13 protein-coding genes are annotated in these 15747 nt (G+C 68.5%); 5 read left to right on the top strand and 8 right to left on the bottom strand.

Going from position 1 to position 15747, the window contains the following annotated elements; all coding sequences use genetic code 11:
• Window positions 1–184 precede the first annotated feature (184 nt).
• Window positions 185–919 carry an alpha/beta fold hydrolase gene (locus tag J1M43_RS07495; RefSeq protein WP_033107281.1) on the top strand — a complete coding sequence of 245 codons (735 nt, stop codon included), beginning with the start codon at window positions 185–187 and terminating at the stop codon, window positions 917–919.
• On the opposite strand, the gene J1M43_RS07490 is transcribed toward J1M43_RS07495, so the two are convergent.
• Together J1M43_RS07490 and J1M43_RS07485 are read right to left on the bottom strand one after the other, a co-directional pair.
• A complete protein-coding gene (locus J1M43_RS07490) occupies window positions 914–1828 on the bottom strand; it encodes an MFS transporter (protein ID WP_307823318.1) in 915 nt (304 codons plus the stop codon). The genes J1M43_RS07495 and J1M43_RS07490 overlap by 6 nt on opposite strands.
• A 303-nt stretch (window positions 1829–2131) precedes the next feature.
• On the bottom strand, window positions 2132–3229 hold the full coding sequence (locus J1M43_RS07485) for a glycoside hydrolase family 1 protein (protein ID WP_206476400.1): 1098 nt from the start codon (window positions 3227–3229) through the stop codon (window positions 2132–2134).
• A gap of 200 nt (window positions 3230–3429) precedes the next feature.
• Here J1M43_RS07485 and rpsT point away from each other — a divergent pair, with 200 nt between their 5' ends.
• A complete protein-coding gene (gene rpsT / locus J1M43_RS07480; RefSeq protein ID WP_033107283.1) occupies window positions 3430–3690 on the top strand; it encodes a 30S ribosomal protein S20 in 261 nt (86 codons plus the stop codon).
• 75 nt (window positions 3691–3765) lie between these two features.
• Here the strand turns inward: rpsT and holA are convergent, their stop codons facing one another.
• The 5 genes from holA to J1M43_RS07455 form a co-directional block, all read right to left on the bottom strand.
• Window positions 3766–4818 carry a DNA polymerase III subunit delta gene (gene holA, locus J1M43_RS07475; protein WP_033107284.1) on the bottom strand — a complete coding sequence of 351 codons (1053 nt, stop codon included), beginning with the start codon at window positions 4816–4818 and terminating at the stop codon, window positions 3766–3768.
• 10 nt (window positions 4819–4828) lie between these two features.
• Entirely contained in the window at window positions 4829–7210 is a 2382-nt protein-coding gene (locus J1M43_RS07470; RefSeq protein WP_307823317.1) for a ComEC/Rec2 family competence protein, read from the bottom strand.
• A 32-nt stretch (window positions 7211–7242) separates the two neighbouring features.
• Window positions 7243–7863: a ComEA family DNA-binding protein gene (locus J1M43_RS07465; protein WP_307823316.1), complete on the bottom strand. Its 621-nt coding sequence runs from the start codon at window positions 7861–7863 to the stop codon at window positions 7243–7245.
• Window positions 7864–8104: 241 nt separating this feature from the next.
• Window positions 8105–10741: a leucine--tRNA ligase gene (leuS, locus tag J1M43_RS07460; RefSeq protein ID WP_206476398.1), complete on the bottom strand. Its 2637-nt coding sequence runs from the start codon at window positions 10739–10741 to the stop codon at window positions 8105–8107.
• 40 nt (window positions 10742–10781) lie between these two features.
• Complete coding sequence (locus J1M43_RS07455; RefSeq protein WP_307823315.1) at window positions 10782–12272, bottom strand: anthranilate synthase component I family protein; 1491 nt, start codon at window positions 12270–12272, stop codon at window positions 10782–10784.
• Between the two features lie 42 nt (window positions 12273–12314).
• On the opposite strand from J1M43_RS07455, the gene J1M43_RS07450 reads away from it, so the two are divergent.
• The 3 genes from J1M43_RS07450 to J1M43_RS07440 are packed head-to-tail and all read left to right on the top strand — an operon-like array spanning window position 12315 to window position 14929.
• Window positions 12315–12998 carry a DedA family protein gene (locus J1M43_RS07450; protein ID WP_033107378.1) on the top strand — a complete coding sequence of 228 codons (684 nt, stop codon included), beginning with the start codon at window positions 12315–12317 and terminating at the stop codon, window positions 12996–12998.
• Window positions 12999–13002: 4 nt separating this feature from the next.
• Window positions 13003–14031 (top strand): App1 family protein, encoded by a 1029-nt coding sequence (locus J1M43_RS07445; RefSeq protein ID WP_033107285.1) that lies wholly within the window; start codon window positions 13003–13005, stop codon window positions 14029–14031.
• A 4-nt stretch (window positions 14032–14035) separates the two neighbouring features.
• Window positions 14036–14929, top strand: a complete 894-nt coding sequence (locus J1M43_RS07440) for a hypothetical protein (RefSeq protein WP_052167064.1) — start codon at window positions 14036–14038, stop codon at window positions 14927–14929.
• Between the two features lie 132 nt (window positions 14930–15061).
• Here the strand turns inward: J1M43_RS07440 and J1M43_RS07435 are convergent, their stop codons facing one another.
• Entirely contained in the window at window positions 15062–15718 is a 657-nt protein-coding gene (locus J1M43_RS07435; RefSeq protein ID WP_033107286.1) for an SDR family oxidoreductase, read from the bottom strand.
• Window positions 15719–15747: the final 29 nt, after the last annotated feature.

Here is a 15747-nt window from a genome sequence, read left to right as displayed (position 1 = left end):
GACTCATCACCCGGATCGCATTCGGCTTCAAATCAGCTGACGCGCTCATCGCCCTCGCAATGCTCACCCTCGGACCCCACCGACCCGCACTCCCCGGCCGATGACCCACGGAAGGAGCAGGAGAGCCAAATATCGAGCGGGGTCGGTGGTCATCCACCGGCCCCGCTTTTCCTATGCTGTAGCCATGAGCATCCAGGTCGTCTTCGTGCACGGCATCCGCACGTCGGCCACGATGTGGCGCGCGCAGCTCGCCCATCTCGCCGACCGCGGAATCGCAGCCACGGCGGTCGACCTGCCCGGGCACGGGACGCGCATGGCCGAGCCGTTCGTGCTGGGTTCGGCCATGGCGACGATCGACCGTGCGGTGCGGGATGCGGCGGCGCGAGGTACTGTCCTGCTCGTGGGCCACTCGATGGGTGGGTTGCTCTCGATCGCCTACGCCGGTGCCGAGGATCCGCCCCCGGTCGCCGGCTTCATCGGCGCTTCATGCACCGCACTCCCCCGTGGCGCCGGCCTCGCCGCCTACAGGTTCCTCGCACGCAGATTCAATTCCCTTCCGGACAAGGGTCTGTGGCTCACCACCCGCGTTCTCGCTGCGACGCTTCCCGACGAGACCAGGGCCGACTTCGCCGCCGGCGGCTACGCCTTCGACGCGCAGGACGTCGCACTGGCGAGCCTGGCCGCGCTCGACCTCGCCGCCGACGTGCACAGACTTCGCATGCCGCTGTGGTGGATCAACGGCCAATTCGACCAGCTGCGTCCTCAGGAGCTGCTGTTCCGGCGGCTCACACCGCACTCCGAGCTCATCGTCGTACCGCGCACCTCGCATCTCATCACCGCGATGCGACCTCGCGTGTTCAACGCGCTGCTGGATGTGGCTGTCGCGACGCTCGAGCAGGACGCACTGCAACCGTCATGACCGCGCCGATGACCGAGAGGATGCCGGCCACGAGGAAGAGCAGCCAGAATCCGCCGACGAGCGCCACGAGGCCGGCTCCGAGCAGCGGTCCGAGGAGCTGACCGAGGGTGGCGGTGCGTTGACGATGCCGAGATCGCGCGCGTGGTCCTTGACCCGCGGCAGCAGATCCGTGGCGAGTGCAAGACTCACCGCCATATAAGCGCCGTATCCGACCCCCATGACTCCGGCCGCGATCGCGGTGCCGATGAACGTCGGCGAGATGAGGATCATGACGGCGGATAACGCCTGCACGAGCGCCGCGATGATCACGATCGGCTTGCGGCGCCCTGTGCGGTCGGAGAGCGAGCCTGCGGCGAGGGATGCCGCGACCACGAAGATCGTGTAGATCACGATCAGCACCAGCAGATCGTCTTCTGCCGTGGCGGCGGGCGAGCCGACGCCGTAGAGCAGGAAGAACAGCAGCAGCGCAGTTCCCAGCGCATTGCCGATGTTCACCGCGAGACGGCTGGCGAGCACCCACATGAAGTTCCGATCGCGCAGGATTCCCGTGCGCTCGCGCCAGTCCCGCCCTGGGACCGGATGCTGTGCGACCGGACGCTTCCCTCCGGCCGGCGGATCCGGGAGCAGTGCTGCGGTGCCGATCCCGATCACCAGGATGAAGATGGCGAGCACGACGTAGCTGGCGCCTATTCCGAGCCCGAGCAGCACGACCGCGCCGACTCCGACGACGATTCCGACCGCCTGTGCGGAGCTCACGAAGGCGGATGCCGTGCCCCGTTGCGCGAACACCTGATCGGCGATCATCGCGGTGAGCGCCGCAGAGACCACGGCGATGCCGACGGAGACGCCGATCCAGGCCGCTCCCACTGCCAGCGGCTCGGTCGCCGCCCCGGTGAGCAGGAGCGACACCGCTGTCAGTGACGAGCCGCCGACCGCCCAGGGGCGTCGGCGCCCCCCACCGTGAACCCGTGCGATCCGAGAGCATGCCCGCGACGGGTCCGGCGATCACTCCGGCGATGCCGCCGACCGAGAGGATGAGCCCTGACCAGACGACGCCGGTGATCCAGTCGTTCTGACCGCCAGGCGTGTCCAGCTGCAGCGGAAGCAGAAGCTGCACCGGCGTGAGCTGCACGGTCCACACCGCCAGCCAGGCGAGCGCGAACAGCGAGAGCCATCCACCGCCCACGCGACCGTCACGCGGCATCAGCGCCTTCATGCTCGCGCCCGCGCGGACTTCGCCTCGGCGATCAGCGACCGGTACCACTCGTAGGACGCCTTGGGCGTGCGCTTCGACGTCTGCTGGTCCACATGCACGAGGCCGAAGCGCTGTGCGAAGCCGTCCGCCCATTCGAAGTTGTCGAGCAGGCTCCACACCGTGTACTCGTCGACGCGGACGCCCTGGGCGACAGCATCCGCCACCGCGCCGATATGAGACGCGAGATAGTCGATCCGCCGATCGTCGGCGAGGGTGCCACTGACCTCGTCGGGCTCGGGGAAGGACGCGCCGTTCTCACCGATGATGATCGGAGGCAGACGGTCGCCGTAACGTTGTGCGGCGTCTGTCAGGAAAGTGGTGAGCGCGTGCGGCTGGATCCCCCACAGCTCCCCGAATCCGGTATGCGCGACACCGGGCGTCGGCACCTGCACGAACGGCACCGGTGCGCCCTCCGGGGCTGCCGCGATCGTCGTCGGGTTGTAGAAGTTGATGCCGTAGAACTCGGATGCTGTCGAGATCAGCTCCATGTCGCCGTCGTGCACCGGCATCTCGACACCGAGAGCGGCGAGGTCGGGATAGGCGCCGGTCAGCACCGGGTCGGCGAACAGACGGTTGTGAATCAGGTCGTACACGTGGGCGGCGCTCTGGTCGGCTTCGGAGCCCGTCGCGGGTTGCACCCACCCGCCACTGAGTTCGAGGACCGCCGGCAGATCCCAGTGATACAGCGTGGGGAACGGCTCGATCCCTGCATCGAGAAGCCCGTCGACCAGGCGGTCGTAGTAGGCGAGGCCGGCGGGCTGGGCGGGTCCGCGTCCATCCGGCTGCACACGCACCCACGAGATCGAGAAACGATAGCTGTCGACGCCGAGGCCCTGCAGCAGCGCGATGTCCTCGTTGCTGCGGCGGTAGCTGTCGGGGCCGGGTTCTGCCGTCGAGCCGTCCTTCACGAGACCGTCGGTGTCGACGAAGTCGTCCCAGATGGACCGTCCGCGTCCGTCGGCACGGCGCGCACCCTCGACCTGGAAGGCCGCCGTCGCCGCGGACCATCGCAGTCCGGCCGGCATGGTGAAGGTTCGGGCAGTCGCATCCGCCATGGATGACTCCTTCGGGTCGATAGCGCTCAGCTTGCCGCATGCACGGGGCTCTGCGACAGTGGCGCCCCGATGGATTCCCGCCAGACCTGGTAGAGTTGGTTCTTGGCTTGCGTGTGGGTTCTTCCCTCACGATCGCCCGACAGCAGCCCTCTTCCTGCTCACGGCACATCCCATCCATCCCTGAACGAAAGTTTCCACGCGTGGCAAACATCAAGTCGCAGATCAAGCGCAACAAGACCAACGAGAAGGCTACGGCGCGCAACAAGGCCGTCAAGAGCGAACTCAAGACCCTCGTCCGCGGTACCCGCGAGGCCATCGCCAAGGGCGACAAGGCTGCTGCTGAGGCAGCGCTGAAGGTCGCGTCGAAGAAGCTCGACAAGGCCGTCAGCAAGGGCGTGCTGCACGAGAACCAGGCTGCGAACCGCAAGTCGTCGATCGCCAAGCAGGTCGCGGCTCTCTGAGCTGAGACTTCTGAAAGAACCCGTCCCGCTGGGGCGGGTTCTTTCGTTTGCGGAGACGTTGTGCCGGCGTGTGCGCTACTCACCGAACGGAGCGCGAGTGGCGATGACCGTCACCATGCGCTCCAGCGCGAAGATCGGATCGCGCGCAGCGCCCTTGACCTCGGCATCCGCGCGCGCGGTCGCCTGGATGGCGAGGCCCAGTGAGCGCTCGTTCCACCCGTTGAGATCGCGCTTGGCCCGATCGACCTGCCAGTCCTTCATGCCCAGACGCTGGGCGAGACTGCGGCTCGGCTCGCGCTGACCGGCCACTCGTGCCATGGTCCGCAGCTTCATGGCGAACGCGGCGACCATGGGAACAGGGTCGGCTCCGGAGTCGAGCGCGTGCCGCAGCGCCACGAGTGCCTCACCGTAGCGGCCGGATATCGCCGTGTCGGCGACGACGAACGCCGACACCTCGACCCGCCCGCCGTAGTACTTGGTCACGGTCTCTTCGGCGATGTCGCCCTCGACGTCGCGGATCAACTGCTGGCACGCCGCCGCGAGTTCGGTCAGGTCGTCGGCGAACGCCGACACGAGTGCTCTGAGCGCTGCGGGGGCGATGCGCTTCTTCGCCGCCGCGAACTCTCCCGCCGCGAAATCGACGCGATCCCCGTCGCGTTTCACCGCGAGGCAGGGGATCTCGATCCCACCGCCGGTACCTGCGCGCAGCGCGTCGAGCAGCTTCTTGCCCCGCACGCTCGCACCCGTGTGGCGCAGCAGTACGGTCGCGCCTTCCTGCGGGTTGTTCAGATACGACACTGCCTCCTGCAGGAAGGCGTCGGAGCACTTCTCGACGCCGGAGACGCGCACGAGTCGCGGCTCGCCGAACAGCGAGGGCGAGGTGAGCGACAGGAGCGTGCCAGGGGCGTAATCGTCGGCGCGCACATCACTGATCTCGAGCGCGGGGTCTTCGGCACGCAGATAATCGCGGATGCCGGCGATCGCGCGCTCCGCGCAGACCTCTTCCGGCCCGAAGACGAGCACGAGCGGTGCCGGCCGCGGGTCGCGCCATGACACCTGCGGGATCTTGGTCGCCTTGGTGCCCGTACGAGCAGTGCCGCCACGGGCTGAGGAACGGGGAGCGGCCATGAGTTCGATCCTACTGGGGGTCGTCGACATCGCCGGGCTCCTCGCCGGGCTCCTCGACGGTCTCGTCGGCACCGGCGGCTTCGTCCGCACGCTCAGTCCACAGCACGAGCTCGCCCGCGTCCATACCGATCAGGATCCTGCCCTGCTGGTCGGTGCGAAGCGCGACCGCACCGGCAGCTTCCAACAGCGCCAGCGTCTCCGCTCGAGGATGACCGTAGTCGTTGTCCACCCCAACGCTGAAGATCGCGGCAGCGGGCCGCAGGAGGTCGTACATCCCGGTGTCCTGATCGGCGCTGCCGTGATGCGCGACCTTCACCACCGCGTACGTGCCGCGCAGCTGGTCGCGCAGCATCCGCTGAGGCGTGGCGGAGAGGTCGCCGAGGAAGAGCGAGCGCGGCACGTCTCCGCCATCGAACTCGAGTACGACACTGGCATCGTTGCCCGCCGGGAATGCGGCCGAGTCCTTCCTCGGCCAGAGCACCTTCCACGATGCCTCACCCAGCGTGCCGTGCATGCCCGTCGACGCGTCGATGAGCGCTGCTCCGCCTTCTTCGAACTCGCTCAGCAGGCGGGAGTCCTCCGGCGAACCGACCGGACCGTGCAGCACCGTGTCCACGCGCCCGACCATCGACGCCGCGGCGCCCACATGATCCGCATCGAAATGGGTGAGCACGAGCAGGTCGATCCTGCCGATTCCGAGCGCGCTGAGACACGTCGACAGCGGTTCGGCCTCCATCCCCGTGTCGATCAGCGCCACGCGCTGTTGCGATCTCACCACCAGCGCATCTCCCTGGCCGACATCACAGGCTGCGATCGACCAGGCCTCGGGCACCGTCGTTCCCACGAGCGGCCCGGCGAGCAGCATCCGCGCGCCGAGCAGCGCGACTGCGACGACGAGCACGACGACCGAGACTCCGCGCACGCCTCGTCTTGCGGCGATTCCGTCGACGCTGAGGAGCACGCCGATCGAGGCGCTCACCACCGCCACCAGCAATGCCGCCGCGATACCGGGGATCACGGCCAGCTGCGCACCGGGCAGGCCCGCCGACACCGTCGCTGTCGCGGAGATCCATGCCGCGGGCAGCCACGCGCATGCGGCGAGCAGATCCGCCAGCGGCGGGATCGGCGCGGCGAGGCACGCGAGCAGACCGATCACCGTCGCGATGGGCGCCGCTGGGCCGGCGATCATGTTCGCCACGATCGCGACGATCGACTGCTGCTCCGAGAACAGCGCGATGATCGGTCCGCACACGAGCTGAGCGGCGAGTGGAACCGCGATCGCCAGCGCGAGTGGGTGCGGCATCCACCTGGCGAGGCCGCGCGCGAGCGGTGGTGCGAGCACGATGAGTGCTGCCGTCGCGGCCGCGGACAGAGCGAACCCCGGCGTCGCGGACAGCCACGGGTCGGCGATGAGGATGCCGGCCACCGCGAGGCACAGCACTCCCACCCCTGCGCTTGGTCGACCGCAGAGCACCGTCAGCATGGCGATGGCAGCCATCACCGCTGCCCTGATCACGCTGGGCTCCGGCGTGACGAGTACGACGAACGCCGCGAGGGCGGTGAGGGCGATGACGACCCTGAGCGTTCGACCACCGCCGCAGAGCGCGACGAGCCAGAACACCGCGCCGACCACGATCGCGCAGTTCGCCCCGCTGACCGCGGTGAGGTGGCTCAGACCCGAGGCGAGCATGGAGTCGTCGAGCTCCTGCGTCACTGCGCGGGTGTCGCCGACCGCGAGTCCAGGCAGCAGCCCTGCGCCCGGCTCCGGCAATCGGACGGCACGCTCGACGAAGTCCTCCCGCACCTGCGCCGCGACGGCGAAGACTCCCTGCGCCGGGGTGACGATCTCCACCTCGGTTGCGAACATCACGAGCGCAGCGCGCTCGCCCGGATCCGTCACCATGACCTGACCGGTGACTCTGATGACGCTGCCGAGGTCCAGTCCTGGAACCCGTTCCACGCCGATGCGGATCGGCACGGTCAGCGGTTCTGGCCTGCTCGCAATCCCGGCATGGCTCGTCTGCGCGTCGAACCACAGCCGTCCGTCGCTCCCCGCCGCGGACGACGACGAGATCTCCGCGTACACGTCGATCACGCGGCCATCCAGCTCCGCTGCCGCCATGCGTTGCGGCATCGCGAAGCCCGCTGTCATCGCCGCTGCTGCTGCCGCAAGAACCACGATCGCGAACAGACCCCCGCGCGCCCTCGCCGCATCGAACGATCGCAAGTCATCGTCCGTCCGCCGCCGCGCATCCGCACGAAGATGCGCGTGCACCAGTGCCCCCAATGCCGCTGCCCCGAGCAGGCCGCCTCCGACCGCGCCCCACCACGCGGCGCCCGGCAGGAATGCGCACAGCAACGAGATGGCCCACACACCGCCGGCGACGGGCACGAGCCGAAGATCCCGCACACGGCCCCCGGCGCTCACACCCTCACCAGTTCCGCCAACCCGGCGAGCATCTTCTCGCCGATGCCAGGCACGGCGAGAAGGTCGTCGACCGACTGGAAGCGGCCATTCGCGTCGCGCCATTCGATGATCCGCTGCGCCAATGCCGGTCCGATCCGCGGGAGGGTCTCGAGTGCCGCCTGATCGGCGTTGTTCAAGTCGATCAGCCCATCGCCCTGGGGCGTCGTCGCGCCGCCCTCCACCGACGCGCCGACCACGGGCACGATCAGCTGCTCGCCGTCGCTGAGCGGCCGCGCGAGGTTGACGGACTGCAGATCGGCATCGTCGAGGGTCCCCCCTGCCGCTGCGAGGGCGTCGACGACGCGTGCATCCAGATCCAGCATGTAGAGCCCAGGGCGCTCGACCTGGCCGAGCACGTGCACATACAGTTCGCCGTCGACCGCGACGTCGTCGGATGTCTCCGCCAGCGGCACGGTCTGCACCGGCTGCGCCTGGCCGCGCATGATGCCGAGCCCGACCGCGGCCGACAGCACGACGAGGCCGAGAACGACGGCTGCGCCGATGCTCAGTCGTAGCCTTGAGCGCGCCGCGGGGGCGGGCGCCTTCGAGGAAACAGGCTCCGTTTCAGTCGCTGGCACCCGCCCACGCTAGGCGGGTGGATGCAGGTCCGGATGCCGGAAACCCCCGGGTTCGGGGAGAACCCGGCGGTGCCGATGCTTGTGCAGGACAGGTCAGTGCGGCTTCGGCTCTCTGCGCTCGCTCAGCCCGTTTCGTCTCCTCGCTGCGCTCGTCGCTCAACGACCCGCGGCACCCCCACGCGGTTCGTCGAGCAAGGCAGCCACAGGCGACCGAGACGAAACCGCATCGCCGCGATGACCCTCAGCCCTTGACGGCGAAGCTCACGATCTTCGGGGCACGCACGATGACCCGCGCGATCTCCTTGTCGCCGAGTGCGCGGATGACGCGCTCGTCGGCACGCGCGAGCGCCTCAAGGTCAGCCTCGCTGATGCGGGCCGGCACCTCGAGCTGCGCGCGCACCTTGCCGCCGATCTGGACCACTGCCGTGACGGAGTCCTCGACCAGCAGCGCTGGGTCGGCCTGACGCCAGGTGACCAGGCCCACAGAGGGCACGTGTCCGAGGATCTCCCACATCTCCTCCGCGGTGTGCGGGGCGATGAGGTCGAGCATCACGGCGATCGTCTCGGTGGCCTCGCGCACGGCGGGGTCCGCAGCACCGCTACCTGTGTCGATCGTCTTGCGGGTGAGGTTCACGAGTTCCATCAGACGCGCGACGAGCACGTTGAACTTGGTGTGCTCGATCAGCGAAGGAGCGTCGGCGAGCAGGCGGTGCGTACCGCGACGCAACGCCGCATCCCCGCCCTTGAACAGCACATCGACGGGGCTCGCCACGTCGTGGCTCAGGCGCAGCGCACGCGCGAGGAACTTCTGCGCGCCCGTCATCGAGACGTCGGCCCAGTCCTTGTCGTCCTCCACGGGGCCGGCGAATGCGAGGCCCACGCGCAGCGCGTCGGCGCCGAACTTGTCGAGCTCCTCCTGGAAGAGCACGAGGTTGCCCTTGCTCTTCGACATCTTCGCGCCGTCGAGGATGACCATGCCCTGGTTGATCAGGCTGCTGAACGGCTCGGTGAAGTCGATCAGGCCGATGTCGAAGAGCACCTTGGTGATGAAGCGTGCGTACAGCAGGTGCAGGATCGCGTGCTCGACGCCGCCGATGTACGAGTCGACCGGCGCCCAGCGGGCGGCTTCCTTCGGGTCGAACGCGAACTGATCGCTGTTCGGCGCGAGGAAGCGCAGGAAGTACCAGGAGCTGTCCACGAACGTGTCCATGGTGTCCGGGTCGCGCAGCACGGGGTCCCCGCTCGCCGGGTCGACCGTGCGCACCCACGACTCGGCGGCGCCCAATGGTGACGCACCCTTCGGGGACAGGTCGAGGCCCTCCACGCTGGGCAGCTTCACCGGCAGCTGGTCTTCGGGGACGGGGATGATGCGGCCGTCCTCGGCGTGCAGCATCGGGATCGGCGTGCCCCAGAACCGCTGACGAGAGATCAGCCAATCGCGCAGGCGATAGTTCTTCGCCGCTCGACCGGTGCCGTTCGCTGTGAGCTGCTCGATCGCACGGGCGACGGCGTTGCGCTTGGACAGACCGTTCAGATCTCCCGAGTTGATCATCCGCCCCTCGCCGGAGAGGGCGACACCGGTGACCGACGGATGCTGGTCGTCCAGGCTGGGCTTGTCATCGAGAGCGGGCAGCGTGTCGATCGGCACGCCGTCCTCGTCGACCTCGATCACGGGCATGGCGCCGGTGATCGGCGCCGTCGTGTCCACGACGACCTTGACCGGCAGATCGAAGGCGCGCGCGAAGTCGAGGTCGCGCTGATCGTGGGCCGGAACGGCCATCACCGCACCGTGACCGTAGTCGGCCAGCACGTAGTCGGCAGCCCAGATCGGCAGTTTCTCGCCGTTGACGGGGTTGATCGCGTAGCGCTCCAGGAACACGCCGGTCTTCGGCCGGTCGGTGGCCTGCCGATCGATGTCCGTCGTCTTCTGCACCTTCGCCAGATACTCCGCGAAGCGTTCGCGCACCTCGGCCGGAGCATCCGCCACCAGCTCGGAGGCGAGCTCGGCATCCGGTGCCACCACGAAGAACGTCGCACCGTGCAGAGTGTCGGGACGCGTGGAGAACACCGTCACCGGCTCCTCACGACCCTCGATCACGAAGTCGACGTCGGCGCCGATGGATCGGCCGATCCAGTTGCGCTGCATCTGCAGCACCTTGTGCGGCCACGAGCCCTCGAGCTGGTTCAGATCATCCAGCAGACGATCCGCGTAGTCGGTGATCTTGAAGTACCACTGCGTCAGCTTCTTCTTGATGACCTCGGCGCCGCAGCGCTCACAGCGTCCGTCGACGACCTGCTCGTTCGCGAGCACGGTCTGGTCGTTCGGGCACCAGTTGACGGGGCTCTTCTTGCGGTACGCCAGCCCGCGCTCGTGCAGCTTCAGGAACAGCCACTGGTTCCAGTGGTAGTACTCCGGGTCGGAGGTGTGCAGCTCGCGTGTCCAGTCGAACGAGACGCCGTACGCCTTGAAACCCTCCTTCTGCTGAGCGATGTTCTGGTACGTCCACTCCCGAGGGTCTGCCCCGCGACGGATGGCCGCGTTCTCGGCCGGCAGGCCGAACGAGTCCCAGCCGATCGGGTTCAGCACGTTGTGCCCGCGGTGCCGCCAGAAGCGCGCGACGATGTCGGAGTAGAGGTAGTTCTCAGCGTGCCCCATGTGCAGGTCGCCCGACGGATACGGGAACATCGCCAGCACGTACTTGCGCGGCCGACTGTCCTCCGCGCCTCCTGCGAGGAACGTCTCGTCATCCGCCCAGTACTTCTGCCACTTGGCTTGGATGGCGTGCGCCGACGACGACTCGTCGACGGGCTCGGTGGAGGACGACAGATATTCAGACAACGAACGGCCAATCTCAGGGAGCGGACTGCACAGATTCATTCGAACTGCAGAAGTCAGGAACTTCCAGGATATCGGATCCCTACCGGCGCCAGGCGTCCGGAAGATCCGCGCGCAGAGCAGCCAGCGGCGCCCTCGCCTTGGTCGCCACCTCCTCGACCTCGGCCGCTGCCACCGACCCCCAGGTGATCCCGCCTCCGGCACCGATCACGGCGTGTTCGCCGTCGATCAGGATGCTGCGGATCACCATCGCCAGATCCAGCGCACCGTCCACTCCGACGTAGCCGAAGCAGCCGCTGTACACGCCGCGGGGTGCGCCCTCCAGCTCGTGCAGCAGTGTCATCGCCGAGAGCTTCGGAGCGCCGGTCATACTGCCGGCGGGGAAGGCAGCGTCCCACAGTCGCCGAGCAGTGAGGCCGGAGGCCGCCTGTCCGCTCACCGTGCTGACGAGCTGGTGCACGGCGGGGTACGACTCGATCTCCCACAACCCGTCGACCCGGATGCTGCCGGGCACGCACACACGCGAGAGGTCGTTGCGCATGAGGTCGACGATCATGACGTTCTCGGCGCGTTCCTTGTCGCTGGCCAGCAGCTCTGCGGCGAGAGCGGCATCGGATGCCGGATCATCACCGCGCGGTCGTGTGCCCTTGATGGGCCGGGTGCGGATCAGACCGCCCGACGCGTGCAGGAATGTCTCTGGGCTCGCACTCAACAGAGCCCTGCCGCCTATCCGCACGAACCCGCCATGGTGTGCGGGTGTCGCGGAGCGCAGCCGCAGGTACGTCTCGACATCGTCGTGCGGGCCGTCGACCAGGAACCGGGTGGTGAGGCACAGCTGATACGCGTCGCCGGCGCGGATGGCGGCGCGGCAGCGCTGGATGAGGGCGGTGTATTCGTCGGGCGTGTGGCGGGCGGATGCTGTGCGGTCGGGGAGCGCTTCGACTCGCTGCGCTCGCTCAACGCGTTTCGTCTCGCTCCGCTCGCTCAACGACCCGAGGGGGGCGCTCCGCTCGCTCAACGACCCGAGGGGGGCGCTCCGCTCGCTCAACGACCCGACGGGGGCGCTTCGCTCGCTCAACGACCCGACGGGGGCGCTCCGCTCGCTCAACGACCCGCGGGGGGCGCTCCGCTCGCTCAACGACCCGAGGGGGGCGCTCCGCTCGCTCAACGACCCGAGGGGGTCCACCAAGCTGTCCCCCAACTCCCAGACCGCGCCGGTCGCGTGGTCGACGGCCACGGCCGCGGTCACGCGGAGCCAGGCCGGCCCGCCTTCCGAGTGCGCAGCGGGCGCCCCGGCAGCGAAGGCACCCGACTCGTAGTCCAGCCATCCGACCCAGCCGCCTCTGAAGGGAGGCTCGTCTGAAGCAGCACCGGCGACGCAGTCGAGCCGCACCTCCCCCGGCCCGCGAGCGTCGCGCTCACCCACTCCGAGCACGCTCCAGCCCTGCGCAGCCTCGGCTCCGGCATCCAACCAGAACACGTCCTCGTATCCGGCCGCGAGCGTCCGGAACAGCGCCTCGGCATCCACGGATGCGGCCGTGCGGCGAAGCTCGAGCGGAGGGTGGCGCGTCACCCTCACAGCGTACGGCTCGCCGGAACACGTATTCTCATGTGCGTGGACGACATCCTGCTGTGGATCCTCGACGCCGTGCAGGCGGTGGACCCGGTCGTCCGCACGCTCATCGCCGGTCTCGCTGTCTTGCTGGAGACCAGCATCCTGATCGGACTCATCGTGCCCGGCGACACGATCGTCATCATCGCCTCCATGGGAGTGGAGGGCCTGCCCGAGACGATCGCCATGGTGATCGCCGTCGTGGTCGGCGCACTGATCGGCGAGAGCATCGGGTTCTGCCTGGGCCGCTGGCTCGGTCCGCGCATCCGCCGATCCTGGATCGGCCGGCGGATCGGCGAGGCGCACTGGGAACGCGCAGAGCGGTATCTGCAGCGCCGTGGCGGAGTCGCGATCTTCCTCTCCCGGTTCCTGCCGGTGCTGCACTCGCTCGTGCCCCTCACCGTCGGCATGAGCGCCTACTCGTACCGACGCTTCCTGGCGTGGACCGCACCCGCCTGCCTCATCTGGGCGACCGCATACGTGAGTGTGACGTCGCTCGCCGCCGGCGGCTTCCGCGAACTCGTCGACAGGGTGCACTTCGCCGGATACGTGTTCGTCGGCATCATCGTCGTGTTCCTGCTTCTGATCTTCATCGGCAAGAAGCTGCTCACGCGCGGGGAGAACCGTCACATGCGGGCCGCCGTCGACGACGTAGATGAGGACGCCGCTTCGGGCATGAAAGACTGAGGTGATGTCCGAAGACAGCGCCCACAACGCCAGGATCCACTGGTTCGCACGTTTGGAGCACCGCCTCCATGTCTGGCGTGAGAGCCGAGCGCGCCGCCGTGGACGCACCGCGACCGTGCTGCCCTTCGCCGGATACGGCGGCACCGGCTGGGTTCGCGTGGTCGGCAGGGTGCTGATCGTGCCGCCGCAACGCCGCACGGAGAGCGGCGAATACGCCAGTGTGCGCGGTTGGCGCAGCTTCGTCGGCATCCCCGTCAGCTTCGCGAGCGTGCGGATCACGATCGCCGGTCGCGTGCACGAGGTCGTCGCAGATCTCGGCGGCGTGGTCGATACCGTCATCAACGCCGAGCTCCCCGCCGGGTGGCAGAAGTTCACGATGTCGGTGGAGGGTCAGGCGCCGGTTGAGGCCACCGCCTTCATCGTCGGCGACGACGTCGACTTCGGCGTGCTGTCCGACATCGACGACACGGTGATGGTGACCGCCCTCCCGCGCCCGTTCATCGCCGCGTGGAACTCCTTCGTCGTCGACGAGCACGCGCGCCTCCCTGTTCCAGGCATGGCGGTGCTGCTCGAGCAGCTGATGCGGCAGCATCCAGGCGCACCGATGATCTACCTGTCCACCGGGGCGTGGAACGTGGCGCCCACGCTCAGTCGTTTCATGAGTCGGCATCTGTTCCCGACGGGATCCATGCTCCTCACCGACTGGGGACCCACGCACGACCGCTGGTTCCGCAGCGGGCGCGAGCACAAGCTCACGAACCTGCGCCGCCTCGCGGCCGAGTTCCCGCATGTGCGGTGGCTGTTGATCGGCGATGACGGGCAGCACGACGAATCCATCTACACCGAGTTCATGCAGAAGCACCCCGATTCCGTCGCCGGGGTCGCGATCCGCCAGCTCTCCCCCGCAGAGGCGATCCTCGCCGGTGGGCGCTCCGAATCCGACGACCACTCCGACGACGCCGCACCGTGGGTTGCGGCATCCGACGGCGCTGGGCTCCGCGAGCGCCTCACCGACGTGGGCATCCTGCACTGACGATATGGATTCTCCCGTCCTTGATCGCGCGACGTGGTCCGATCGCGAACGTGCCCACCACGAACGCGCGGATACGCTGACCGCCGCGCACCGTGAGCGCGCGGCACGGGGCGAGAAGCATCCGATCTGGGACTTCCTGTTCACCTACTACTCGTACTCGCCGTCACAGCTGCGTCGTTGGCATCCCGGTGCCGGAGTGCAGCTCGAGGACGCAGCGAACAGGGTCCAGTGGCGCTGGTACTCCCCCGGCTCGGCACCAGGATCCGTGGCGCCGGACGCCGCCGCCTTCGCGCGCGAGAAGGCCGCACTCGCAGATCTCATCGAGCGGATGCTGCGCCGCACCGCCGCCCGCCCAGGTCAGTTCGGCTGCTTCGGCCTGCACGAATGGGCCATGGTCTATCGCGACTCCGAGCACCGCCACACCGCGCCGCTGCGGCTCGGGCAGGACGCCACAGACGCCGTCGTGGAGGCGCACGACCTGCGCTGCACGCACTTCGACGCGTTCCGCTTCTTCACGCCGGACGCCGTACCGCGCAACCGCCACCCGCTGAGCCGCGAGGACCAACCGTCGCTCGAGCAGCCCGGATGCCTTCATGCCGGCATGGACCTGTACAAGTGGGCGATGAAGCTCGGCCCGCTCGTGCCGGGCGACATTCTGCTCGACACGTTCGAGCTGGCCCGCGACATCCGCCTGCTCGATATGGAGGCAGCACCCTACGACCTGTCCGCGTGGGGCGTCGTACCCGTCCCGATCGAGCGGGCCGACGGCAAGGCCGAGTACGTGCGTCGCCAGCGCGAGTTCGCTGAACGAGGCAATGGACTGCGCCGGTTGCTGCTGACGGCGTGGCTCGGTGCGGGTCAGGGAACCCGTCCTGGCTCCGACGCCCGACATTCTTGAATGTCTGCGCGATGCAGGCTTCCACTGGGCGTCGATCGCCATCTGCTTCGCCCCGTTCGGCAGCATCGCGCTGCTGATCATGTGCGCGCAGCCGTCGAAGCATCCTGATCACACGCCGTCAGCGCGCGGAGGTCAGCGCGCCAAGGCCGTCTCGATGGGCTCCGAGGTCTCTGCGTTCCCGTTCCCGAAGCGGATGGTCCGGCCGATCGTCAGCGGCTCGTCGAGCGTCGCCACGATCACAGCCGCGACGTCTGCGCGCGACACCGCTCCACGATCCTCCGGGTCCAGCTCGATGCGGCCGGTCGGCTCGTCGAGTGTGAGAGTGCCAGGGCCGAGGATCGTGCCATCGAGCTGACTGCCGCGCAGATGCTCGTCTGCAGCCCACTTCGCATCGGCGTACGCGAAGAACGAGTCATTCCTCGGCACGCCGTGGTCGGCCTTCGATCCGAGCCACGACACCATGACGTAGCGGCGCACACCTGCGAGCGGGGCCGCGTACATCGTGCGGATCGCCGCATCGCGGTCCACAACGTAGGTGCGCTCAGGATCCCCGCCGCCCGCCCCGGCCGACCACACGATGGCGTCGTGCCCACGGACGATCTCGGCGAGCGATGCGGCATCCATCGTCTCGACGTCGCTGACCAGCGCAGTCGCGCCTGCGGCCTCGACATCCGCACTGTGCTGCGGGTTGCGGATGACGGCGGTCACCTCGTCGCCGTTCGCGACGAGCAGCGGCGCGAGGAGAAGAGCGATGCGGCCGTGGCCGCCGAAGACGATGATGCGGGACATGGGGATCTCCTGTCTGACGACTCGGACTC

It is taken from the genome of Microbacterium sp. KRD172 (assembly GCF_017168295.1).
GTDB classification, from domain to species: Bacteria; Actinomycetota; Actinomycetes; order Actinomycetales; family Microbacteriaceae; genus Microbacterium; species Microbacterium profundi.
The sequence above is the reverse complement of the archived record's forward strand: the minus strand, read 5'-3'. Positions and strand labels throughout refer to the sequence as shown.